Source organism: Solimonas marina, assembly GCF_012241385.1.
In the GTDB taxonomy this organism is placed as follows: Bacteria; Pseudomonadota; Gammaproteobacteria; order Nevskiales; family Nevskiaceae; genus Solimonas; species Solimonas marina.
On the sequence record NZ_JAAVXB010000003.1, the window covers coordinates 279,029 to 301,184 of the forward strand.

At 65.6% G+C, this 22,156-nt stretch carries 20 protein-coding genes; 16 read left to right on the forward strand and 4 right to left on the reverse strand.

The window, feature by feature from the left end; genetic code table 11:
• Positions 1–6: 6 nt before the first annotated feature.
• From G7Y82_RS07535 to G7Y82_RS07550, 4 genes are all read right to left on the reverse strand, one after another.
• Complete coding sequence (locus G7Y82_RS07535; protein WP_168147413.1) at positions 7–525, reverse strand: hypothetical protein; 519 nt, start codon at positions 523–525, stop codon at positions 7–9.
• Positions 526–798: 273 nt separating this feature from the next.
• Positions 799–2,691: a tRNA uridine-5-carboxymethylaminomethyl(34) synthesis enzyme MnmG gene (mnmG, locus tag G7Y82_RS07540; protein WP_168147414.1), complete on the reverse strand. Its 1,893-nt coding sequence runs from the start codon at positions 2,689–2,691 to the stop codon at positions 799–801.
• Between the two features lie 485 nt (positions 2,692–3,176).
• Positions 3,177–3,629 carry a hypothetical protein gene (locus G7Y82_RS07545; protein WP_168147415.1) on the reverse strand — a complete coding sequence of 151 codons (453 nt, stop codon included), beginning with the start codon at positions 3,627–3,629 and terminating at the stop codon, positions 3,177–3,179.
• Positions 3,596–3,904, reverse strand: a complete 309-nt coding sequence (locus G7Y82_RS07550) for an Mpo1-like protein (protein ID WP_168147416.1) — start codon at positions 3,902–3,904, stop codon at positions 3,596–3,598. Before G7Y82_RS07550 ends, G7Y82_RS07545 begins: the two co-directional genes overlap by 34 nt.
• A gap of 60 nt (positions 3,905–3,964) precedes the next feature.
• On the opposite strand from G7Y82_RS07550, the gene G7Y82_RS07555 reads away from it, so the two are divergent.
• The 16 genes from G7Y82_RS07555 to nuoN all read left to right on the forward strand — a co-directional run bounded on the left by G7Y82_RS07555 (position 3,965) and on the right by nuoN (position 22,076).
• Entirely contained in the window at positions 3,965–4,483 is a 519-nt protein-coding gene (locus G7Y82_RS07555) for an ATP-dependent zinc protease family protein (protein ID WP_240954133.1), read from the forward strand.
• The gene (gene rimK, locus G7Y82_RS07560; protein ID WP_168147417.1) at positions 4,480–5,385 is read left to right on the forward strand and encodes a 30S ribosomal protein S6--L-glutamate ligase; all 906 of its coding nucleotides are present in this window, start codon (positions 4,480–4,482) and stop codon (positions 5,383–5,385) included. Before G7Y82_RS07555 ends, rimK begins: the two co-directional genes overlap by 4 nt.
• Before the next feature lie 457 nt (positions 5,386–5,842).
• Positions 5,843–6,901 carry a succinylglutamate desuccinylase/aspartoacylase family protein gene (locus G7Y82_RS07565; RefSeq protein ID WP_168147418.1) on the forward strand — a complete coding sequence of 353 codons (1,059 nt, stop codon included), beginning with the start codon at positions 5,843–5,845 and terminating at the stop codon, positions 6,899–6,901.
• 279 nt (positions 6,902–7,180) lie between these two features.
• Positions 7,181–7,546, forward strand: coding sequence for an NADH-quinone oxidoreductase subunit A (ndhC, locus tag G7Y82_RS07570; protein ID WP_436286665.1), 366 nt, complete (start codon positions 7,181–7,183; stop codon positions 7,544–7,546).
• Between the two features lie 31 nt (positions 7,547–7,577).
• Entirely contained in the window at positions 7,578–8,246 is a 669-nt protein-coding gene (locus tag G7Y82_RS07575) for a NuoB/complex I 20 kDa subunit family protein (protein ID WP_168147420.1), read from the forward strand.
• Between the two features lie 23 nt (positions 8,247–8,269).
• A complete protein-coding gene (nuoC, locus tag G7Y82_RS07580; RefSeq protein ID WP_168147421.1) occupies positions 8,270–10,045 on the forward strand; it encodes an NADH-quinone oxidoreductase subunit C/D in 1,776 nt (591 codons plus the stop codon).
• A gap of 1 nt (position 10,046) precedes the next feature.
• On the forward strand, positions 10,047–10,577 hold the full coding sequence (gene nuoE, locus G7Y82_RS07585) for an NADH-quinone oxidoreductase subunit NuoE (RefSeq protein ID WP_168147422.1): 531 nt from the start codon (positions 10,047–10,049) through the stop codon (positions 10,575–10,577).
• Entirely contained in the window at positions 10,574–11,917 is a 1,344-nt protein-coding gene (gene nuoF / locus G7Y82_RS07590) for an NADH-quinone oxidoreductase subunit NuoF (protein ID WP_366515632.1), read from the forward strand. The genes nuoE and nuoF overlap by 4 nt, the downstream gene beginning before the upstream one ends.
• Before the next feature lie 3 nt (positions 11,918–11,920).
• Complete coding sequence (gene nuoG / locus G7Y82_RS07595) at positions 11,921–14,617, forward strand: NADH-quinone oxidoreductase subunit NuoG (protein ID WP_168147423.1); 2,697 nt, start codon at positions 11,921–11,923, stop codon at positions 14,615–14,617.
• 4 nt (positions 14,618–14,621) lie between these two features.
• On the forward strand, positions 14,622–15,632 hold the full coding sequence (nuoH, locus tag G7Y82_RS07600) for an NADH-quinone oxidoreductase subunit NuoH (RefSeq protein WP_168147424.1): 1,011 nt from the start codon (positions 14,622–14,624) through the stop codon (positions 15,630–15,632).
• Position 15,633: 1 nt separating this feature from the next.
• Positions 15,634–16,218, forward strand: a complete 585-nt coding sequence (gene nuoI, locus G7Y82_RS07605) for an NADH-quinone oxidoreductase subunit NuoI (RefSeq protein ID WP_168147425.1) — start codon at positions 15,634–15,636, stop codon at positions 16,216–16,218.
• Positions 16,219–16,229: 11 nt separating this feature from the next.
• Positions 16,230–16,721: an NADH-quinone oxidoreductase subunit J gene (nuoJ, locus tag G7Y82_RS07610; RefSeq protein WP_168147426.1), complete on the forward strand. Its 492-nt coding sequence runs from the start codon at positions 16,230–16,232 to the stop codon at positions 16,719–16,721.
• A 31-nt stretch (positions 16,722–16,752) separates the two neighbouring features.
• Positions 16,753–17,061, forward strand: coding sequence for an NADH-quinone oxidoreductase subunit NuoK (gene nuoK, locus G7Y82_RS07615; protein ID WP_168147587.1), 309 nt, complete (start codon positions 16,753–16,755; stop codon positions 17,059–17,061).
• A 129-nt stretch (positions 17,062–17,190) separates the two neighbouring features.
• On the forward strand, positions 17,191–19,077 hold the full coding sequence (gene nuoL / locus G7Y82_RS07620) for an NADH-quinone oxidoreductase subunit L (protein WP_168147427.1): 1,887 nt from the start codon (positions 17,191–17,193) through the stop codon (positions 19,075–19,077).
• Between the two features lie 12 nt (positions 19,078–19,089).
• Positions 19,090–20,622, forward strand: a complete 1,533-nt coding sequence (gene nuoM, locus G7Y82_RS07625) for an NADH-quinone oxidoreductase subunit M (RefSeq protein ID WP_168147428.1) — start codon at positions 19,090–19,092, stop codon at positions 20,620–20,622.
• The gene (gene nuoN, locus G7Y82_RS07630; RefSeq protein ID WP_168147429.1) at positions 20,619–22,076 is read left to right on the forward strand and encodes an NADH-quinone oxidoreductase subunit NuoN; all 1,458 of its coding nucleotides are present in this window, start codon (positions 20,619–20,621) and stop codon (positions 22,074–22,076) included. Before nuoM ends, nuoN begins: the two co-directional genes overlap by 4 nt.
• The last annotated feature ends 80 nt before the right edge of the window (positions 22,077–22,156 follow it).

Consider the following 22,156-nt stretch of genomic DNA (forward strand, 5'->3'; position numbering starts at 1 on the left):
ATTGGCTCAGTGCTTCTGCGCGTCGGCCTTGACGTCGGCGTCGACATGCACGCCGGCGGCGGTGTTTGTCGTGTCATGGACTGCACCGCCCACCGCGCCACCGAGCGAGCCCAGCGCCGAGCCGGTCGCGCCCACGGCAGACTTCGTTACCTTCTTGGTCTTGTGGCCGGCGGCCTTGGCGCCGTCGCTGACCTTCTCGCCCGTCGCTTCGGCGCCGGACTTGACCTTGGTCCCTGCCTTGACCGCAGCTTCCTTGGACGCATGGGCGCCCGCTTTCGCATCGACCTTGGCATCGGCCGCCATGCTGTGGCCGGCCATTTCACCGTGTGATTTCATGCCCTGCATCGAGTCGTGCATGTCCTGCATCGACGCTTTTGCATCGGCGTTTGCTTCGGCCTGGGTCTCGACGTGGGCCGGCGGGGTCTGCACGTCGGCCTTGACGCCGGCTTCGACACCGGCGGCGAATGCTGGCGCGCTCATGCCCAGTGCAGCGGCCACGGCCAGAATATGGATACGGTGGTTCATCAGACTTCTCCTTCGCGTGAAACAGATGTTTTCTTGTGCGCTGCCGCGCTCGCAGAGTTCCGGTGGGTCGGGTGGCGGGGCGGCGGGGGCATCATCGCATGGGCGGCTGGTCGCGACCGTGCATCCTGCAAATAAAAAAGGGCTCTCTCGGGGGGGGGTGAGAGAGCCCTTCGGGGCGTCCTGCTGGGGGGATGCAGGACTTGGGGGACCGTTCTTGATGCTGAGAATACGCGCAAGTTCTGAATTGAAGATGAACCGAACGCGGGACTTTGGTCAGGCGCTGCGTCGCAGCTGCCCGATCTTCTTCAGGTGTACCAGCAGCAGCGAAACCGCCGCCGGCGTCACGCCGGAAATGCGGCCGGCTTGTGCCACCGTTTCCGGGCGGTGCTGGCCGAGCTTGAGCCGCACCTCGCTCGACAGGCCGACGACGCTGCCGTAGTCGAGATCGGCCGGCAGCGGCGCGTCCTCATAGCGCTGGGCGCGGGCAATCTCGAACTGCTGGCGCTCGATGTAGCCGGCGTACTTAATCTGAACCTCGACCTGCTCGGCGACCTGCGCCTCGATATCGGCAGGAGCGAGCCCCAAGCTTTGCAGCGTCGTGTAATCCGCTTCAGGGCGGCGCAGCAGGTCACTGGCCGAGGCGCCGCTGTCGGCGCGGGCCGGACCAAAGCGCGCAACCATCTCCGCCTGCGCGAGCTGCGCTGGTTTCAGCCACAGTGCATCGAGGCGCGCACGCTCGGCATCGACGGCGTCGCGTTTGCGCGCGAATGCCGTCCAGCGCTCGTAGTCGACCAGCCCCAGTTCGCGGCCGCGCGGCGTCAGGCGCAGATCGGCATTGTCCTCGCGCAGCAGCAAGCGATGCTCGGCGCGCGACGTGAACATGCGGTACGGCTCGTTGGTGCCGCGCGTGATCAGGTCGTCGACCAATACGCCGATGTAGGCTTCGTGACGCAGCGGCGTCCATGGCTCGCGGCCCTGGGCCTGCAAGGCGGCGTTGAGGCCGGCGAGCAGACCTTGCGCGGCCGCTTCCTCGTAGCCGGTGGTGCCGTTGATCTGGCCGGCGAAATACAGACCGGCGATGACCTTGGTTTCCAGAGAGCGCTTCAGGTCGCGCGGATCGAAATAGTCGTATTCGATCGCATAGCCGGGGCGCGTGATGCGCACCTGCTCGAGGCCCTTGATCGTCCGCACGAAGCGTTCTTGCACGTCGTATGGCAGCGAGGTCGAAATGCCGTTCGGGTAGATCTCGCGCGTGTTCAGGCCTTCCGGTTCGAGAAAGATCTGATGGCTGTCCTTGCCGGCGAAGCGGTGAATCTTGTCTTCGACGCTCGGGCAGTAACGCGGGCCGACGCCCTCGATGACGCCGGTGAACATCGGCGAGCGGTCGAGACCGCTGCGGATGATCTCGTGCGTTTCGGCATTGGTGTGCGTCAGGTGACAGGGAAGCTGGCGCGGGTGCTCGTCGCGCGAGCCGATGAACGAGAACACCGGCCGTGGCTCGTCGCCCGGCTGCGGCGTCAGCAGGCTCCAGTCAATCGTACGGCCGTCGAGGCGCGGCGGCGTGCCGGTCTTCAGGCGGCCGACGCGCGGGTGCAGCTCGCGCAGACGAGCGGCCAGTGCGATGCTCGGCGCGTCGCCGGCGCGGCCGCCCTGATGGCTGTCGAGGCCGACATGAATGCGGCCGCCGAGAAACGTACCGGTGGTCAACACCACCGCTGGCGCGTAGAAACGCAGCCCGAGCTTGGTGACGACGCCGCGCACGACGCCAGCCTCGACGATCAGGTCTTCGACTTCCTGCTGGAACAGCGTCAGGTTCGGCTGGTTCTCCAGCGCCTCGCGCACCGCCCACTTGTAGAGCATGCGATCGGCCTGCGCGCGGGTCGCGCGGACTGCCGGCCCCTTTGAGGCGTTCAGGGTACGGAATTGAATGCCGGCGCGATCGGCGGCGCGCGCCATGATGCCGCCCAGCGCGTCGATCTCCTTGACCAGATGGCCCTTGCCGATGCCGCCGATTGCCGGGTTGCACGACATCTGCCCGAGCGTCTCGATCGACTGGGTGACGAGCAGCGTGCGGCAGCCCATGCGCGCGGGGGCCAGGGCGGCTTCGGTGCCGGCGTGGCCGCCGCCAATGACGATGACATCGAAGTGGTGCAGTGCGTCACTCATCGGATGCGTGCTCCGGCTGCGACCGGCACCGAAGTTTCGTCGGCTCGGCCTTCCTGGCCTCGACGCGAAACCCGGCCGGCGCCGTCCCTGGCGCCGTCGCGCCCCGGCGCAGCCTGCCATCCGAGGCAGCCCGCGACTGCCCCGGGGCGCCCAGCGTGGCCGCCGCCAATGACGATGACATCGAAGCGGTGCAGTGCGTCACTCATCGGATGTGTGCTCCGGCTGCGACCGGCGCCGAAGTTTCGTCGGCTTGGCCCTCCTGGCCTCGACGCGAAACCCGGCCGGCGCCGTCCCTGGCGCCGTCGCGCCCCGTCGCGGCCTGCCATCCGAGGCAGCCCGCGACCGCCCCGGGGCGCCCGGCGTGGCCGCCACCGATGACGATGACATCGAAGCTGTGATGTGAGTCGCTCATGTGATGCGCGCGTGCATCGAGGATCAAGGGGCGCGGATTTTACGCCGAAGTGGACGCGGCGGCGAAAAAATGTTCAGCCGGTGCCGGGCAGCGCTTCGCGGTCCGGAGCGACGAAGTGTGCACGCGCATCTGCCGTGTCGAGCCGCGCCGGCGAATAGTGGCGGTGCAGCAGGCCCAGGGCGTCGCGCTGCAACTCGGGGAAGGCGGCGACGAACGAGGCCCAGTCTGCGGCCGGCATCTGCCGGCGTCGTGCTTCGATCAAGCGCAGCAAGGCGACGCTGAGGGTGTGGTGATACTTGGCCTGCGCGCCGATGTGGCGCACATAGGTTTGAAGCAAGGTGCAGAAGCGGGTTTCCGCGTCGCCAGCGCAGGCGGCATCACGCAGGCAGGCCCAGCCCGCTTTGAGGTGTTGTGCGTGCGTGAACCGCGCCGGCGGCAGGCTGCCGTCGGCCAGCGTTTGCAGGAGTGCGGCGCTGTCGTCGTTCGTGCCGCTCAGAACGGGCGCTTGCCGGTCAGCGTCTGCCACCACATCACCCAGTCGCCCATGAACGAATAGATCGGGTGTGAGAACGTTGCCGGCCGGTTGCGTTCGAAAAACAGATGGCCGATCCAGGCGAAGCCGTAGCCGGCGATCAGGGCGGCAGCGAAGTACCACCACATGAGTTTGAACACGCCATAAAACAGGCAGGCCAGCGCCAGCGAGCTGCCGATGAAATGCAGGCGACGCGCCGTCGCGTTGCTGTGCTCGGACAGGTAGAACGGGTAGAAGTCGGCGAACGAGTTGAACTTCATCGCGGCCATCGGGTTCCTCGCGGAGTGGCTCGGGTCGGGTGCCGGCAGTATAGGCGGCCGGACGCGCCGTTGCGTCGGCGCACCGCTATGCTGTTGTCAGAACGCGGCGCATTCGCCGCGACGGCCGCGGGGTGTCGGGTGAGGCAAGGTGATGCAGGTCTGCCGATGCTTGGTTGGCGCGAGTGGCTCGCGCTGCCGGCGCTGGGTGTGCCGAGAGTCAAGACCAAGGTCGATACCGGCGCCCGTTCGTCGGCGCTGCATGCCTCGTCGATCGAGGACAGCGGTGATGGCCGGGTGCGTTTCGCGCTGCGGCCACGGCGTGGTGACGAGACGGTGTACTGGTGCGAGGCCGAGGTGATCGATCGGCGTTGGGTGACCGACTCCGGCGGGCATCGGGAGTTGCGTCCGTTCATCCGTACCGCCGTCGTGCTCGGCGATGCACAGTGGGATATCGAAATTTCGCTATCGGCGCGCGATTCGCTGCGCTTCCGCATGCTGTTGGGGCGGACCGCGATCGCGGGTCGCTACGTCGTCGATCCGCAGGCCAGTTATCTGCAGCGCGTGCGCCGCATCGTGGAGGCCGCATGAGAATCGCGCTGCTGTCACGCAACCGGCGCCTGTATTCGACGCGGCGCCTGGTCGAGGCGGCGCAGGCGCGCGGCCACAAGGTGCGGGTGATCGACGTCCTGCGCTGTTATATGAACATCCAGCCCGGCAAACCGGAGATCTGGTACGGCGACAAGCGACTCGGTCCTTACGATGCGGTGATTCCGCGCATCGGCGCGTCGGTGACGTTCTACGGTACGGCCGTGGTTCGCCAGTTCGAGATGCAGGGCGTCTACACGGTCAACGAGTCGGTGGCGATCACCCGTGCCCGCGACAAGCTGCGGGCTCTGCAGCTGTTGGCGCGCGAGGGCGTCGGCCTGCCACGGACGGCGTTCGCCCATTCGCCGGACGACACCCGCGGCGTCATGCAGCTGGTCGGCGGCGCGCCGATGGTGATCAAGCTGGTCGAAGGGACGCAGGGTGCTGGGGTCGTGCTGGCCGAGACACAGACCGCAGCATCGTCGGTGATCGAAGCGTTCCGGGGGCTCGACGCTTACTTTCTGGTTCAGGAGTTCGTCGGTGAGGCGCAGGGTCGCGACGTGCGCTGCCTGGTGGTGGGCGACGAAGTGGTGGCCGCGATGCAGCGCACCGCCAAGAGCGGAGAGTTTCGCTCCAACCTGCATCGTGGAGGTAGCGCCCAGCCGGTCGAGCTGACACCGGTCGAGCGCCGCACTGCGCTGCGCGCCGCCAAGACCCTGGGCCTCAACGTCGCCGGCGTCGATCTGCTGCGCTCGGCGTCGGGACCGATGGTGATGGAGGTCAACTCCTCGCCCGGCCTCGAAGGCATCGAAGCCGCCTCCGGTATCGACATCGCCACCCGCATCATCGAATTCATCGAACGCACCGCCAAACCCGGCAAAACCAAAACGCGGGGTAAGGGGTGATTGGCCACGCTTGCGAAGTGCCGGTGGCACTTCGCGTGGCCAATCACGCCCGGCCATGGATGGCCGGGCCGGGGTTAGCTATCCAAACAAGGTTGCGCCAGGGATGGCATCCCTGTTTCCGCTATATCAGCCGTCGCGCTTGCGAAATGCCAGTGGCATTTCATGCGGCCAATCACGCCCGGCCATGGAGCGTTTGGCCCCCGGCGAGGGGCGACTCGATGTCGCGCCGAGTTATGCCAAACGCCGGGCCGGGGTTAGCTATCCAAACAAGGTTGCGCCAGGGATGGCATCCCTGTTCCCGCTATATCAGCCGTCACGCTTGCGAAGTGCCGGTGGCACTTCGCGTGGCCCATCACGCCCGGCCATGGAGCGTTTGGCCCTCGGCGAGGGGTGACTCAATGTCGCGCCGATCTCAGACAGACGTCGGGCCGAGGCTGGTGCGGTATCCGTCATTGATATGAAGCGCCCCACCCAGGCCCCCCTCGAATTCGGCGGCCAGACCGTCGCCGCCGGCGAGCGGCGCCTGATCGAGCTGCCGGTCGGCTCCTTATATACGCGTACCCCGGTCAGCCTGCCGGTGCACATCGTCCGGGGGTGCGAGCCCGGGCCGACGATGTTCGTCAGTGCGGCGCTGCATGGCGACGAGATCAATGGGGTCGAGATCATTCGCCGTTTGTTGCTGCAGCCGGACATGGGCCAGCTGCGCGGTACGCTGCTGGCGGTGCCGATCGTCAATACCCTGGCCTTTCTGCATCAGTCGCGCTATCTGCCGGATCGGCGCGACCTCAATCGCAGCTTCCCGGGCAGCGCCCGTGGCTCATTGGCGGCGCGCCTGGCGCGGATGTTCCTGACCGAGATCGTCGGGCGCTCGCAATACGGCGTCGATCTGCACACCGGCGCCCTGCACCGGCCGAACTTGCCGCATATCCGTGCCGACCTGCAGCAGCCACGGATGCTGGCGCTGGCCCAGGCCTTCGGGGTGCCGCTGTTGCTCAATTCGACGCCGACCCCGGGCACGCTACGCGCCTACACCACGGAACAGGGCATTCCCGTCATTTTGTATGAGGCGGGCGAGGCGCTGCGCCTCGACGAGCTGGCAATCCGCACCGGGGTGCGCGGCGTGCTGAGCGTGATGCGGGCGCTCGAGATGCTGCCGCCGGTGCGGCGTGGCGCGGTGCAGATGCCGGAACCGGTGGTGGCGCGCAGTGCGACTTGGGTGCGGGCGCCAGCCAGCGGCATGTTGCGCACCAAGGTGGCGCTGGGTGCCCAGGTGCTGAAGGGCGAGGCACTGGGCGTCATCGGCGATCCGCTCGGTGGCGACGAGACGCCGGTGCTGGCCGCAAGCCACGGCGTGGTGGTCGGCCGCACGGCGCTGCCGCTGGTTTATGAGGGCGATGCACTTTTTCATCTGGCGCGCTTCGACGCGGCGGAGACCGCGGCGGGCGTGGCGCGCAACATCGCCACCGTCCGTCGGATGCTCAAGCGCGGGGAGAATGCGCGGCCCCGCGATACCTGATCAGGGCTTGTTCCCTGTAAAAGATGACAAAACCTTCATCGCTGCGACCACGGGAAACGGCGCGCAAACTGCCTATTTCGGCACACGAATGGTCGGCATCTTGCGTGTAGTCATATACAATTCCGCGACTTTTTTACCGGCGCCCCCTCGGCAATGCTGCCCCGGCGCCGTTTCCGGAACGCTCAACCGAGGCTAGCGATGGCGCCAATCAGCGCATGGTCAGCGAACACGTGGTCCCTGATCGTCTACACGGTGGCGGTCATCGGTATCGTCGGACTCATGCTCGGCCTGTCGTGGATTCTGGGTGGTCGCGACTGGGGCCGCGCCAAGGATGAGCAATTCGAGTCCGGTGTCCTTGGCCAGGGAACCGCCCGCCTGCGCTTTTCGGCCAAGTTCTACCTGGTCGCGATGTTCTTCGTGATCTTCGACGTCGAAGCGCTGTTCCTCTATGCCTGGGCCGTTTCGGTCCGCGAAGCCGGCTGGGCCGGTTTCATCGAGGCCTCCATTTTCATCTTCATTCTGGCCGCCAGCCTCGTCTATTTGTGGAAGATTGGCGCGCTCGAGTGGGCGCCGGCGAGCCGCCGGCCGTCATCCCCGTCGGAGCCGGACTCGCCGGCAGCCAAACCCGACCGGCCCGCGCGCTGAACGCCGGCGCCAGCCAACAGAGCAAGCAGCCATGGAATACACCGTCACGCGAATCGACAAGAACTCGCAGCGCTACCCGATGGAGCAGCGCAGCAAGGTTCGGGACCCGGTCGAAGAGCAGATCAGCAAGAACATCTTCCTCGGCAAGCTCGAGGATGTGATGCACGGCGCTGTCAATTGGGGCCGCAAGAACTCGATCTGGCCTTATAACTTTGGTCTGTCGTGCTGCTACGTGGAAATGGCGACGGCGTTCACGCCGACCCATGACGTGGCGCGCTTCGGCGCCGAAGTCATTCGTGCGTCGCCGCGTCAGGCCGACCTGATGGTCATCGCCGGTACCTGCTTCATGAAGATGGCGCCGGTCGTGCAGCGCCTGTACGAGCAGATGCTGGAGCCGAAGTGGGTCATCAGCATGGGGTCGTGCGCGAACTCCGGCGGCATGTATGACATCTATTCGGTCGTGCAGGGCGTTGACAAGTTCCTGCCGGTGGACGTCTACATCCCGGGCTGCCCGCCGCGTCCCGAAGCCTTCCTGCAGGGTCTGAACCTGCTGCAGGATGCGATCGGCAAGGAGCGCCGGCCGCTGTCGTGGGTGGTCGGTGACCAGGGCGTCTACCGTGCCGAATTCCCGTCGCGCCGCGAGACGCTGCGCCCCGAGCGTAGCGCGCAGACGACGCTGCGTACTCCCGATCAGGTCTGATTGCCGTGGCTGACGACGCACCCATGACGGTTCCTGGCCTCGACAACGAGGTCGTCCGTGATCTGTACGCCCGCTTCGGCGAGGCCACGTTCGTCTATCAGGCGACGCGTGACGGCATGCCGACGCTGTGGGTCGGCGCCGAGCGCATCCTGGAAGTGCTGCGCTACCTGAAGGGCGGCATCTCCAAGCCCTACAAGATGCTGTACGACCTGACGGCGGTCGACGAGCGCCTGCGCAAGCATCGCCAGGGCCTGCCGGACGCCGACTTCACGGTCGTCTACCAGTTGCTGTCGGTCGACCGCGACATGTCGCGCGCCGGCACGCCGGATATCCGCCTCAAGGTGGCACTGAAAGGCGAGTTCCCGCACCTGCCGACGGCGACGACGGTCTATGCCAACGCCGACTGGTACGAGCGTGAGGTCTGGGATCTGTTCGGCATCGTCTTTGACGGCCACCCGCATCTGCGTCGCATCCTGCTGCCGCCGCGCTGGGTCGGTCATCCGCTGCGCAAGGAACATCCGGCGCGCGCCACCGAGTTCGATCCGTTCGTGCTCGACCAGATGCGCCAGGATCTGGATCAGGAAGCCCTGCTGTTCAAGCCCGAAGACTGGGGCATGAAGAAGGGCACCGAGGATGAGGACTACATGTTCCTCAACTTCGGTCCCAACCATCCGGCCGCACACGGCGCGTTCCGTATCGTCCTGCAGCTCGACGGCGAAGAGATCGTCGACTGCGTGCCGGACATCGGCTACCACCATCGCGGTGCCGAGAAGATGGGCGAGCGCCAGTCCTGGCATTCGTACATCCCGTATACCGATCGCATCGACTATCTCGGCGGGGTGATGAACAACCTGCCGTACGTGATGACGGTCGAGAAGCTCGCCGGCATCACCGTGCCGCCGCGCGCGCAGACCATCCGCATCATGATGTCGGAGTTCTTCCGCATCACCTCGCACCTGCTGTTCTACGGCACCTACCTGCAGGATCTCGGCGCGATGTCGCCGGTGTTCTATGCGTTCGTCGACCGCCAGAAGGCCTACGACGTGATCGAGGCGGTGACCGGCTTTCGCATGCATCCGGCGTGGTACCGCATCGGTGGTGTCGCGCACGATCTGCCTCAGGGCTGGGAGCGGCTGGTCAAGGAATTCGTCGAGCATCTGCCGCCGCGTCTGGACGAATACCAGAAGGCCGCTGCCGAAAACAGCATGGTCGTCTCGCGTCTGCGCGGCGTCGCCGCGTACGACACGGCGCAGGCGCTGGAGTGGGGCACGACCGGTGGCGGTCTGCGTGCCACCGGCGTCGCCTACGATCTGCGCAAGGCGCGCCCGTACATGGGCTACGAGAATTTCGATTTCGAAATTCCGGTGGGTCACAAGGGCGACGGCTATGACCGCCTGATGCTGCGTATCGAGGAAATGCGCCAGTCGGTGCGCATCATCAAGCAGTGCCTCGAGAACATGCCGTCGGGCCCGTACAAGGCCGATCATCCGCTGTCGACGCCGCCGCCGAAGGATCGCACGCTCAAGGACATCGAAACCCTCATCACGCACTTCCTGCAAGTGTCGTGGGGCCCGGTCATCCCGGCCGGCGAGGCGACGACGATGGTCGAAGCGACCAAGGGCATCAACAGCTATTACCTGACCTCGGACGGCAGCACGATGAGCTATCGCACGCGTATCCGTACGCCGAGCTTTGCGCATCTGCAGCAGATTCCGAGTGTGATTCAGGGCCAGATGGTGGCCGACCTGATCGCGTACATCGCGTCGATCGACTTCGTCATGGCCGACGTGGACCGCTGATATGAGCACACCCGAAACGGTCGTCAAGCTCGCCGAGCTGACCGGCAAGACGCAGGAGGCGCCGTTCGTACTGACGGACGACGAGCGCCATGAAATCGAGCACGAAATCGCGCACTACCCGGATGCGCGCGCGGCCAGCATCGGCGCGCTGAAGATCATCCAGGCGCGGCGCGGCTGGGTGCCGGACGGTGCGCTGGAGCCGGTGGCGAAGATGCTCGGCATCGGCGCCGCAGAGCTCGAAGGCGTGGCGACGTTCTACTCGCTGATCTACCGCAAGCCGGTCGGTCGTCATGTGGTCAAGGTCTGCGACAGCATCACCTGCTTCATGGTCGGCTACGAGGACATCAAGAAGACCCTCGAACAGCATCTGGGCATTACCCACGGGCAGACCACCGCCGACGGTCGCTTCACGATGCTGCCGATCTGCTGCATCGGTGCCTGCGACAAGGGGCCGGCGCTGATGGTCGACGACGACCTGCACCATGACCTCACGCCGGACAACGTGGTCGGCATCGTGGAGGCGTACAAGTGAGTCTCGAACAAGAACTGCTGGTTCGCCCGCTGACGGCGCGCGTCAATCTCGAAGCGCCGATGGACATCGCCGCCTACGAGGCATCGGGCGGCTATCTCGCGGTGCGCAATGCGATCCGCGATCTGCAGCCGGCCGATGTGCAGGCCAAGGTCAAGGATTCGAACCTGCGCGGTCGCGGCGGTGCGGGCTTCCCGACCGGCATCAAGTGGGGTCTGGTGCCGATGGGCCCGGACGCCGGCACCAAGTACCTCGTCTGCAACGCCGACGAGATGGAGCCGAACACGTTCAAGGACCGCCTGCTGATGGAAGGCGTGCCGCACCAGCTGATCGAAGGCATGCTGGTCGCCGGCTACGCGATCCAGGCCACCACCGGCTACATCTTCCTGCGCGGCGAATACGTCAAGTCGGCGGAGCGTCTCAACGCGGCGCTGGCCGAGGCGCGCGCGGCCGGCTTGCTCGGCAAGAACATCCTCGGCTCCGGCTGGAGCTTCGAGCTGTCCGTGCACACCGGCGCCGGCCGCTATATCTGCGGTGAAGAGACGGCGCTGATCAATTCGCTGGAAGGCCGTCGCGCGAATCCGCGCGCCAAGCCGCCGTTCCCGCAGATCGCCGGTGCCTGGGGCCGTCCGACCGTCGTCAACAACGTCGAGTCGCTGTCGAACCTGCCGCACATCATCAACAACGGCGCCGAGTGGTTCAAAGGCCTGTCGCAGGGCAAGTCCAAGGACGGCGGCACCAAGCTCTACGGCTGCAGCGGTCGCGTCAAGCGTGGCGGCATCTACGAGCTGCCGATCGGCACTTCGGCGCGCGAGATCATCGAAGAACACGCCGGTGGCATGCGCGACGGCTACACCTTGAAGTGCTGGCTGCCGGGCGGTGCGTCGACCGACTTCCTGATGCCCGAGCATCTCGATCTGCCGATGGATTTCGATTCGATCTCCAAGGCCGGTTCACGCATGGGCACCGGCCTGATCATGGCCGTCGACCAGACCGCCAACATGGTCTCGCTGGTGCGCAATCTCGAAGAGTTCTTCGCGCGCGAGTCCTGCGGCTGGTGCACGCCGTGTCGCGACGGCCTGCCGTGGAGCGTGAAGATGCTGATCGCGCTCGAGGAAGGGCGCGGCCGCATGGAAGACATCGAGCAGCTGACCAAGCTGACCAAGGCGCTCGGCCCCGGTCGTACCTTCTGCGCGCATGCGCCGGGTGCGATGGAGCCGTTGCAGTCGGCGCTGAAATTCTTCCGCGCCGAATTCGAAGCCGGCGTCGCGCCGGCCGGTACCGCCGATGCTGATGCCAACATCGGGCTCACGGGCGTTGTCGTCAACGCCAAAGTTGCGTAAGTCATGGCCACGATTCATGTAGACGGCAAGCAGTACGACGTCGACGGTGCGGACAACCTGCTGCAGGCCTGTCTCAACCTCGGACTCGATATTCCTTATTTCTGCTGGCACCCGGCGCTCGGCAGCGTCGGCGCATGCCGCCAGTGCGCGGTGAAGTCGTTCCGCGACGAGAACGACAAGATGGGCCGCATCGTCATGTCGTGCATGACGCCGGCGTCGAACGGGACCTACATCTCGATCGATGACGAGGAGGCCAAGGCCTTCCGCGCGACCATCGTCGAATTCCTGATGACGAATCACCCGCATGACTGTCCGGTCTGCGAGGAAGGTGGCCATTGCCACCTGCAGGACATGACGGTGATGACGCAGCATCACAGCCGCTCATACCGCTTCACCAAGCGCACGCATTTGAATCAGGATCTCGGACCGTTCATCGGTCACGAGATGAACCGCTGCATCTCCTGCTATCGCTGCGTTCGCTACTACAAGGATTACGCCGGCGGCACCGATCTCGGTGTCTACGGTTCGGCGGCCAATGTCTACTTCGGCCGTGCCGAGGAAGGTACGCTGGAATCCGAATTCTCCGGCAACCTCACCGAGGTCTGCCCGACCGGCGTGTTCACCGACAAGACCCACTCCGAGCGCTACACGCGCAAGTGGGACATGCAGTACGCGCCGAGCATCTGCGCCAGCTGCTCGGTCGGCTGCAACGTCTCGCCGGGCGAGCGCTACGGCGAGATTCGCCGCGTCGAGAACCGCTATCACGGCGAACTCAACGGCTACTTCCTCTGCGACCGCGGCCGTTTCGGCTACGGCTACACCAATCTCAAGGATCGCCCGCGCCACCCGTTGATCGACGGTGCGACGGTGACCAGCGATGTCGCGCTCGGCGCGGCGCGCGGCATGATCAACGGCGCGAGCAAGGTCATTGCGATCGGCTCGCCGCGCGCGTCGGTCGAAGCCAACTACGCGCTGCGCACGATGGTCGGTGCCGCGTCGTTCTACGACGGTCACGCCACCCAGGAAGGCGAGCTGGTCAAGCTGGCGCTGCAGATCGTTCGTGACGGCCCGGTGCCGGCAACCACGATCACGGCGATGGAAGATGCCGACGCGGTGCTGGTGCTCGGCGAAGACATCACCGCGACCGCGCCGCGCATGGCGCTGGCGGTCCGTCAGGCCGCACGCGGCAAGGGCCGTGCGCTGGCCGACGAGAAGAAGGTTTCGGATTGGCAGGCGATCTCGCTGGCCGATCTGCTGCAGCGCGACAGCTATCCCGTGTTCGTCGCCAGTGTCGACAGCACGCGCCTCGACGACATCGCCCACGCCACCGTGCGTGCGGCGCCGGAAGATCTGGCGCGCCTCGGCTTCGCCGTGGCGAACCTGCTCGATGCGTCATCGCCGGCCGTGGCCGGTCTCGACGAGGCGACGGCGGCGCAGGCCAAGGCCATCGCCGACGCGCTGGCTGCCGCAAAGAAGCCGCTGATCATTTCCGGCACCGGCGCCGGTTCGACGGCGGTGATGCAGGCCGCGGCCAACATCGCCTGGGCCCTGAAGGCCAAGAACGACGCCACTGGTCTTGCGCTGACGCTGCCGGAAGCGAACAGCTACGGTCTGGCGATGCTCGAGCCGCAGCCGCTGGCCGACGCGCTCGAGGCGCTGGCGTCCGGTGCGGCCGATACGCTGGTCGTGCTTGAAAACGATCTGTATCGCCGCGCGCCCAAGGCGGTCGTCGACGCCGCGCTGGCCAAGGTCAAGAGCCTGATCGTCATCGACCACACGGCGACCGACGCCACGGCGCGCGCGCAGGTGGTGCTGCCGGCGGCGACGGTATTCGAAGGCGACGGCACCGTCGTCAACTACGAAGGCCGTGCGCAGCGTCACTTCCAGGTCTACGACCCGAAGTACTACGACGCCAGCCTTGCGCAGGTCGAATCCTGGCGTTGGCTCGCCGTTCTGGAAGCCGCCAGCGGCTGGAAGATTCTCGACGACATCACCGGTGCCTGCGCCACGGCCGTCAGCGGCCTGGCCGGCATCGTCGACGCGGCGCCGGGTGCGGCGTTCCGTATCGACGGCCTGAAGATTGCGCGCGAGCCGCACCGCTACTCGGGCCGCACCGCGATGCGTGCCAATCAGGCGGTCAGCGAAATTCGTCAGCCGGTCGATCCGGATACGCCCCTGAGCTTCTCGATGGAAGGCTACAACGGCGTCGGCGGCCTCGACCGTCCGGCGGCGTTGATGCCGTACGCCTGGGCGCCGGGCTGGAACTCGCCGCAGTCGTGGAACAAGTTCCAGCAGGAGATCGGCGGTCATCTGCGCGGCGGTGATCCGGGCAAGCTGCTGTTTGCCGGCGGCGCCACGCAGGCGTACTTCACCGACGTGCCGGCCGCGTTCACGCCGAGCGGCAGCGGCAGCGGCTTCCGCGTGCTGCCGCTGCACCTGCACTTCGGCGGCGACGAACTGTCGTCGCGTGCCGAGCCGATCCGCGAGCGTGCCAGCACGGCGTTCGTCGCCATCGCTCGTGCTGACGTCGCGCGCGCCGGCGTCAACGGCCACGCGACGGTGTCGGTGGACGGTGAACTCGTGCAGCTGCCGACCTTCATCAGCGATACGCTGCCGGCCGGCACCGTGGGCCTGCCGGCGGGTTTCGCCGGCGTGCCGTTCGTCGCCTACGGCGTCGATGCCACCGTGAGCGGAGGCTGATCCCATGCTCGATTGGTTCAATGCCCATCCGCATCTCGTCGATTCGCTGATCGAGTCGGTCAAGGCCATCGTCGTGCTGCTGGTGACGGTGGTCGTCGCGGCCTGGATGATCTGGCTCGAACGCCGCCTGCTCGGCCTGTGGCAGGACCGCTACGGCCCGAACCGCGTGGGTCCGTTCGGCCTCGGCCAGGTCATCGCCGACATGATCAAGATCTTCTTCAAGGAAGACTGGATTCCGCCGTTCGTCGACAAGCTGACCTTCATCGTCGCCCCGGCGATCGCCATGGGCCTGATGCTGCTGATGTTCGCGCTGGTGCCGGTGACGCCGACCTGGGGCGTGGCGCACATCAACGTCGGTCTGCTGGTGTTCCTGGCGCTGGCCGGCCTCGAGGTCTACGCGGTAATGCTCGGCGGCTGGGCGAGCAACAGCAAATACTCGCTGCTCGGCGGCCTGCGCGTGACCGCGCAGACGGTGTCGTACGAAGTGTTCATGGGCATTTCGCTGATGGGCATCGTGATGCTGGCCGGTTCGTTCGATCTGCGTCACATCGTCGAGTACCAGGCGGCCAACGGCTGGAACATCATTCCGCAGTTCTTCGGCTTCTGTGCGTTCGTGACCGCGGCGATCGCCGTCGTGCACCGCACGCCGTTCGACTTGCCGGAAGCCGAGTCGGAACTGGCCGCGGGCTTTCATACCGAGTACTCGGGCATGAAGTTCGGCATGTTCTTCGTCGGCGAATACGTTGGCATCGTGCTGGTTTCGGCCATTACGACGGTCTTGTTCTTCGGCGGCTGGAGCGGCCCGGGCGTGGAGAGCCATGCGTGGCTCGCGTTCCCGTGGTTCGCGTTCAAGTGCCTGTGCTTCATGTCCGGCTTCATCCTGCTGCGCGCGTCGCTGCCGCGTCCGCGCTACGACCAGATGATGGCTGCCGGCTGGAAAGTCTGCCTGCCGCTGTCGTTGATCAATCTTCTGGGCACGGCGGCCGTCGTCGTTGCCGGCGCCCACGGAGCCTGAGATGCCCGGTTACCTGCCTCCTGAAAAACGCTCGCCGCTGCAGCAGCTCGGAGACATCCTCTGGGGTGTCTATACGCAGCTGCGGACGATCGTGATGATCTTCAGTCACACGTTCCGCAAGCGTGATGTCATTCCGTATCCGGAAGTGAAGCCGTATATGCCGCCGCGCTATCGTGGCCGCATCGTGCTGACGCGCGATCCGGACGGCGACGAACGCTGCGTCGCGTGCAACCTCTGCGCGGTGGCCTGCCCGGTGGGCTGCATTTCGTTGCAGAAGACCGAGCGTCCGGAAGACGGCCGCTGGTATCCCGAGTGGTTCCGCATCAACTTCTCGCGCTGCATCTTCTGCGGACTGTGCGAAGAAGCTTGCCCGACCACGGCGATCCAGCTGACGCCGGACTACGAGCTCGCCGAGTACAAGCGCCAGAGTCTGGTCTACGAAAAGGAAGACCTGCTGATCAGCGGCACCGGCAAGTACCCGGACTACAACTTCTATCGCGTCGCTGGCATGTCGATCGAAGGCAAGCCGAAGGGCGCCGCCGAGAAGGAATCGGCGCCGGTCGACATCAAGTCGCTGCTGCCGTAAGGGATGACGCGATGACGTTCTTCTTCTATCTCGCTGCCGCCGTTGCCGTGATCTCGACGTTGTTCGTGATCTTCGGCCGCAACCCGGTGCATGCGCTGCTCAACCTGGTGGTCTCGCTGCTCGCGGTCGCCGGCCTGTTCTTCATGCTCGGCGCGCCGTTTGCCGGTGCGCTCGAAGTCATCGTCTACGCCGGCGCCATCATGGTGCTGTTCGTGTTCGTGGTGATGATGCTCAACCTCGGCAAGGAGATCGAAGATCAGGAGCGCCGCTGGTTGACGCCCAAGGTCTGGTTCGCGCCGGCGGTGCTGTCGGTGCTGTTGCTCGGCGGCTTGCTCGACGTGCTGCTGACCGGCGGTCAGACGCATGCCGCGGCGACGACGACCATCGATGCCAAGCAGGTGGGCGTGCATCTGTTCGGCCCGTATCTGCTCGCGGTCGAACTCGGCTCGATGCTGCTGCTGGCCGCGCTGGTCGCGGCCTATCACCTCGGCCGCCACGACTAGAACGAAAAGAACCGCTATGGAAACGACTGCTTTGCTGGGGATTCCGATGGAGCACGGGCTGGCGATCGCCGGCATCCTGTTCGTGCTCGGTCTGCTCGGCGTGATGATCCGGCGCGACATCCTGTTCATGCTGATGTCGCTCGAAGTGATGATGAACTCCGCGGCGCTCGCGTTCGTGGTGGCCGGAAGTCGCTGGCACCAGCCGGACGGCCAGATCATGTTCATTCTCGTGCTGTCACTGGCCGCGTCCGAGGCCTCGGTGGGGCTCGCGATTCTGATCCAGCTGCATCGCCGCTTCCGGACGCTCGACGTCGATTCGGCATCGCAGATGAAGGGGTGAGGGACGCATGATGAAAACAAAGTTTTCAGCGGTCCCGAACGCACGGGCAGGGCTGCCCGGGCGGGGCGACGCTCGCCGCACTAACGTCGCGCCAGGGATGGCGTCCTCGCGCTTCGGGAAAACAGACTGATGTTCGAATTCCTTTTCCTCGTTTTCACCTTTCCGCTGCTCGGCTTCCTGACGCTGGCGATCGGCCGGCAGCGCATTTCGGAAAACGCCGCCGCCTATATCGGCGTCGGTTCGGTCGGTCTGTCGGCGCTGCTGACGGCGATCATCGGCTGGCAGTTCTACCACCAGCCGGCTGGCTTTTCGTACACGCAGGAACTGTGGACGTGGATGAGCGTCGGCGATTTCTCGCCGCGCTTCGCGCTGCGCCTCGATCAGCTGTCGATGCTGATGATGTGCGTGATCTGCGGCGTCGGCTTCTTCATTCATCTGTTCGCGTCGTGGTACATGCGCGGCGACGAGGCGTATCCGCGCTTCTTCGCCTACATGAACCTGTTCGTTACCGCGATGCTGTTCCTGGTGCTCGGCGACAACCTGCTGTTCCTGTACTTCGGTTGGGAAGGCGTGGGTCTGGCCTCGTACCTGCTGATCGGCTTCTGGTATCAGGACGCGGCCAACGGCGCCGCGGCGCGCAAGTCGTTCATCATCACGCGTGTCGGCGACACGTTCATGGCGATCGGTCTGTTCATCATCTTCCACGGCCTGGGCACGCTGAACATCCAGGACGCGATGTCGCTGGCACCGCAGAAGTGGGCCGAAGGCGGCACGATGGTGACCGCGGCGGCACTGCTGCTGCTCGGCGGCGCGGTCGGCAAGTCGGCGCAGCTGCCGCTGCAGACCTGGTTGCCGGACGCGATGGCGGGCCCGACGCCGGTCTCGGCGCTGATCCACGCGGCGACCATGGTCACCGCCGGCGTCTACCTGATCGCGCGCACCCATGTGCTGTTCGAGCTGTCGCCGTTCGCGCTCGACACGGTCGGCTGGATCGGCGGCATCACGCTGCTGCTCGCCGGTTTCACGGCGCTGACGCAGACCGACATCAAGAAGATCCTCGCGTACTCGACGATGTCGCAGATCGGCTACATGTTCCTGGCACTCGGTGCAGGGGCCTATCAACCGGCGGTCTTCCATCTGATGACGCACGCGTTCTTCAAGGCGCTGTTGTTCCTGTCGGCCGGCTCGGTGATCCTCGCCTGCCATCACGAGCAGGACATCTTCAAGATGGGCGGCCTGCGCAAGAAGATTCCGTTCACGTTCTGGGTGTTCCTGATCGGCTCGCTGGGCCTGGTCGCGTTCCCGTTGACGTCGGGCTTCTTCTCCAAGGACAAGATCCTGTTCGAGGCCTGGGCCTACGGCCACCATGCGTTCTACTGGATGGGTCTGGGCGGCGCGTTCCTGACCGGCCTCTACACCTTCCGCCTGATCTTCATTGCGTTCTTCGGCGAGTCGCGCGCGACGCACGATGCGCATGCGCATGACGACCATGGCCATGGCGGCGAGATCACGCAGCCCAAGGGTGGCGACCACACCTTGCCGCTGGCGGTGCTCGCGGTCGCGGCGTTGTTCGGCGGCTGGATTCACATCCCGCTCGATGCCGTGCTGCCGCAGCCGGCGATCAGTGAGGCGGCCGAGCATGTCGAATACTCGATGATGGCCGCCTCGGTCGGCGTGTCGTTCCTCGGCATCTTCCTGGCGTGGTTCTTCTTCCTGAAGAACCCGGCGCTGGCGGCCGGCATCAAGCAATCGGCGATCGGCCAGCTGCTGTTCCGCTGGTGGCGCGCGGCCTTCGGTTTCGACTGGCTCTACGACCTGCTGTTCGTGAAGCCCTACCTGTTCATCGTGCGCCTGATCCGGCGCGATGTTGCCGATCAGGCGATCGGCCTGTTGCCGCGTCTGACGCTGGCGTTCAACTCTCTGTTCTCGAACACGCAGACCGGCCAGCTTCGCTGGTACGCCGGGATGACCGCGGCCGGTGCCGTGGTCGTCATCGCTGCGGTGATCCTGATCTAAAAGCCGCCTCCCATGATTCTGCTCTGGCTCATACTGATTCCCTTCATCGGCGGCCTGCTGGCATGGCAGGGCGAGCGCTGGGTCGGCCGCGGCTTCCCGCGCTGGGTGGCGTTGGCGACGATGCTGCTGTCGCTCGGCATCTCCGTCTGGCTGTGGTGCGTCGGCGACTTCTCGCTGCAGTCGGTCGGCGGCATGCCGCACTGGACCGTCGAGTACCAGGTGCCGTGGATTCCGCGTTTCGGCATCTCCCTGCATCTGGCGATGGACGGCCTCGGCCTGCTGATGGTGGTGCTGACCAACTTCCTCGGTGTCGTCGCGGTGACCTGCTCGTGGCGCGAGATCGAGCGCAACGTCGGCTTCTTCCATCTGAACCTGCTGTGGAACCTGGGCGGCGTGGTCGGCATCTTCCTGGCCATCGACCTGTTCCTGTTCTTCTTCTTCTGGGAAATGATGCTGGTGCCGATGTACTTCCTGATCGCGCTGTGGGGCCACAACGCTCCGGGCGGCAAGGGTCGGGTCTACGCGGCGAACAAGTTCTTCATCTTCACCCAGGCCTCGGGCCTGGTGATGCTGCTGGCGATCCTGGGCCTGGTGGTCGTGCACTACCAGCAGACCGGCGTCATCACCTTCGACTACATGGACCTGTTGAAGACGCAAATGGCGCCGCAGGTCGAGATGCTGCTGATGCTCGGCTTCTTCGTCGCCTTTGCGGTGAAGATGCCGACGGTGCCCTTGCACTCGTGGCTGCCGGACGCGCACTCGCAGGCGCCGACCGCCGGCAGCGTCGATCTGGCCGGCATCCTGCTGAAGACCGCCGCCTACGGCGTGCTGCGCTTCGGCCTGCCGATCTTCCCGAATGCGTCGGCACAGTTCGCGCCGGTGGCGATGTGGCTGGGCGTGGCGGGCATCCTGTACGGCGCGTTCATGTGCTTCTCGCAGACCGACATCAAGCGCCTCATCGCGTACTCGTCGGTCAGTCACATGGGTTTCGTGTTGATCGGTCTGTACGCCGGGACGCCGCAGGCCCTGCAGGGCGTGGTCGTGCAGATGATCGCGCACGGCCTGTCCGCCGGTGCGCTGTTCGTGCTCTGCGGCGAGATTTACGAGCGCCTGCATACGCGTGACATGCGGCAGATGGGCGGCCTGTGGTCGCGCTTCCCGTACCTGCCACCGATCGCGATGTTCTTTGCGATGGCTGCGCTCGGCATGCCGGGCCTCGGCAACTTCGTCGGTGAATTCCTGATCCTGGTCGGTAGCTGGAGCGTCGCGCCGCTGATCACGGTGCTGGCGGCCAGCGGCCTGGTGCTCAGCGCGGTCTACTCGCTGATTCTCGTGCAGCGCGCGTTCCACGGCCCGTCGCCGAAGGATGCGGAGCCGCTCAAGGATCTCGGCAAGCGTGAACTTTGCATGATGGGTGTTCTGATGGTGCTGTTGCTGGCGCTGGGTCTTTACCCGCAAACGGTGCTCGATACCTCGGCCTCGGCGATGGATCAGGTGCACAGCATCTACAGCGCTGCGCAGGCTCTGGCGGGAGAAGCGCCATGAATCTGGGTTCCGCCCATCTCACGGCGCTGACACCGATGCTGCTGGTGTCGGCGACCATCGTCATCGTCATGCTGGCGATCGCGTTCAAGCGCCGTCATCGCGGCAACGCAACGCTGGCGGTGTTCGGCCTGAATCTGGCGCTGCTGACCAGCCTCGGCATGCTCTACATCGGGCATGAAGCGATCACGGTCACGCCGCTGTTCGTCGTCGACGGCTATGCGTTGTTCTACACGGCGCTGATTCTGGTCGCGACGCTGGCAACGGCGACGCTGTCCTACGCCTACCTCGAAGGCTTCAAGGGCGAGCGCGAAGAGATGTATCTGCTGCTGTGCCTGTCGGCGCTCGGCGGTGTCACGTTGGCCTGTGCGCAGCACTTCGCGTCGCTGTTCATCGGTCTCGAACTGCTCAGCGTGCCGCTGTACGCGATGATCGCGTACCCGGTGAAGAGCCGGCGCCCACTTGAAGGCGGCCTCAAGTACCTGGTGCTGTCGGCGGTTGCCTCGGCGTTCATGCTGTTCGGCATCGCGCTGATGTATTCGCAGGTCGGCTCGCTGCTGTTCCTCGATGTCGGCGCCTACTTCGCCGGCAGCGCCAGCCCGATCGCCGTGGTTGGCGGCGCGATGCTGCTGATCGGCCTGGCCTTCAAGCTGTCGCTGGTGCCGTTCCACATGTGGACGCCGGACGTCTACGAAGGCGCACCGGCGCCGGTTGCCAACTATCTGGCGACCGCGTCCAAGGTTGCGGTGTTCGCGGTGCTGACGCGCTATTTCGTCGAGGCTGGCGGCTACTACCAGATCTCGCTGGTCAAGGTGCTGAGCTGGTTGGCTTTCCTGTCGATCATCCTCGGCAACGTGCTGGCGGTACGACAGAACAACGTCAAGCGCATGCTCGCGTATTCGTCGATCGCGCATTTCGGCTACTGCATGGTGGCCCTGATCGCCGGAGGCCCGCTGGCGGTCGAAGCGGTCGGTGCTTACCTGCTGACCTATGTCGTCACCTCACTCGGCACCTTCGGTGTCGTGACGCTGACGTCGAGCCCGATGGGCGAGCGCGATGCCGATGCCATCTACGACTATCGCGGCCTGTTCTGGCGCCGCCCGTATCTGGCGTCGATCCTGACCGCAATGCTGCTGTCGCTGGCCGGCATCCCGCTGACGGCCGGTTTCATCGGCAAGTTCTACGCAATCACCGCCGGTGTCGACGCGCACCTGTGGTGGCTGCTCGGCGCGCTGGTGGTCGGCAGCGCCATCGGCTTGTACTACTACCTGCGCCTGATGGTGTCGCTGTTCCTGCGGGATCCGTCGAACCGGCAGTTCAACGCCCCGCTCGACTGGGCGCAGCGTACCGGCGGCATCATGACGCTGCTGGCGATGCTGCTGATGCTGGCCATTGGCATCTACCCGCAGCCGTTCATTCATCTGCTGCAATTAGCGAGCCTCACGCTGCCGGGCTGATTGACGGCCAGCGGCATCGGGTTCGCAAAGGCCCCGGCATGCATCGGCATGCCGGGGCCTTTTGCTTGGGATGCAAAAAG

Coding starts and splice junctions, on each gene's coding strand:
- nuoI (WP_168147425.1), top strand. CDS start 15,634: ATGCCCGGTTACCTGCCTCCTGAAAAACGCTCGCCGCTGCAGCAGCTC.
- nuoC (WP_168147421.1), top strand. CDS start 8,270: ATGACGGTTCCTGGCCTCGACAACGAGGTCGTCCGTGATCTGTACGCC.
- mnmG (WP_168147414.1), bottom strand. CDS start 2,691: ATGAGTGACGCACTGCACCACTTCGATGTCATCGTCATTGGCGGCGGC.
- G7Y82_RS07550 (WP_168147416.1), bottom strand. CDS start 3,904: ATGGCCGCGATGAAGTTCAACTCGTTCGCCGACTTCTACCCGTTCTAC.
- nuoN (WP_168147429.1), top strand. CDS start 20,619: ATGAATCTGGGTTCCGCCCATCTCACGGCGCTGACACCGATGCTGCTG.
- rimK (WP_168147417.1), top strand. CDS start 4,480: ATGAGAATCGCGCTGCTGTCACGCAACCGGCGCCTGTATTCGACGCGG.
- G7Y82_RS07575 (WP_168147420.1), top strand. CDS start 7,578: ATGGAATACACCGTCACGCGAATCGACAAGAACTCGCAGCGCTACCCG.
- nuoL (WP_168147427.1), top strand. CDS start 17,191: ATGTTCGAATTCCTTTTCCTCGTTTTCACCTTTCCGCTGCTCGGCTTC.
- nuoG (WP_168147423.1), top strand. CDS start 11,921: ATGGCCACGATTCATGTAGACGGCAAGCAGTACGACGTCGACGGTGCG.
- G7Y82_RS07535 (WP_168147413.1), bottom strand. CDS start 525: ATGAACCACCGTATCCATATTCTGGCCGTGGCCGCTGCACTGGGCATG.
- nuoH (WP_168147424.1), top strand. CDS start 14,622: ATGCTCGATTGGTTCAATGCCCATCCGCATCTCGTCGATTCGCTGATC.
- nuoM (WP_168147428.1), top strand. CDS start 19,090: ATGATTCTGCTCTGGCTCATACTGATTCCCTTCATCGGCGGCCTGCTG.
- G7Y82_RS07565 (WP_168147418.1), top strand. CDS start 5,843: ATGAAGCGCCCCACCCAGGCCCCCCTCGAATTCGGCGGCCAGACCGTC.
- nuoJ (WP_168147426.1), top strand. CDS start 16,230: ATGACGTTCTTCTTCTATCTCGCTGCCGCCGTTGCCGTGATCTCGACG.
- nuoE (WP_168147422.1), top strand. CDS start 10,047: ATGAGCACACCCGAAACGGTCGTCAAGCTCGCCGAGCTGACCGGCAAG.
- ndhC (WP_436286665.1), top strand. CDS start 7,181: ATGCTCGGCCTGTCGTGGATTCTGGGTGGTCGCGACTGGGGCCGCGCC.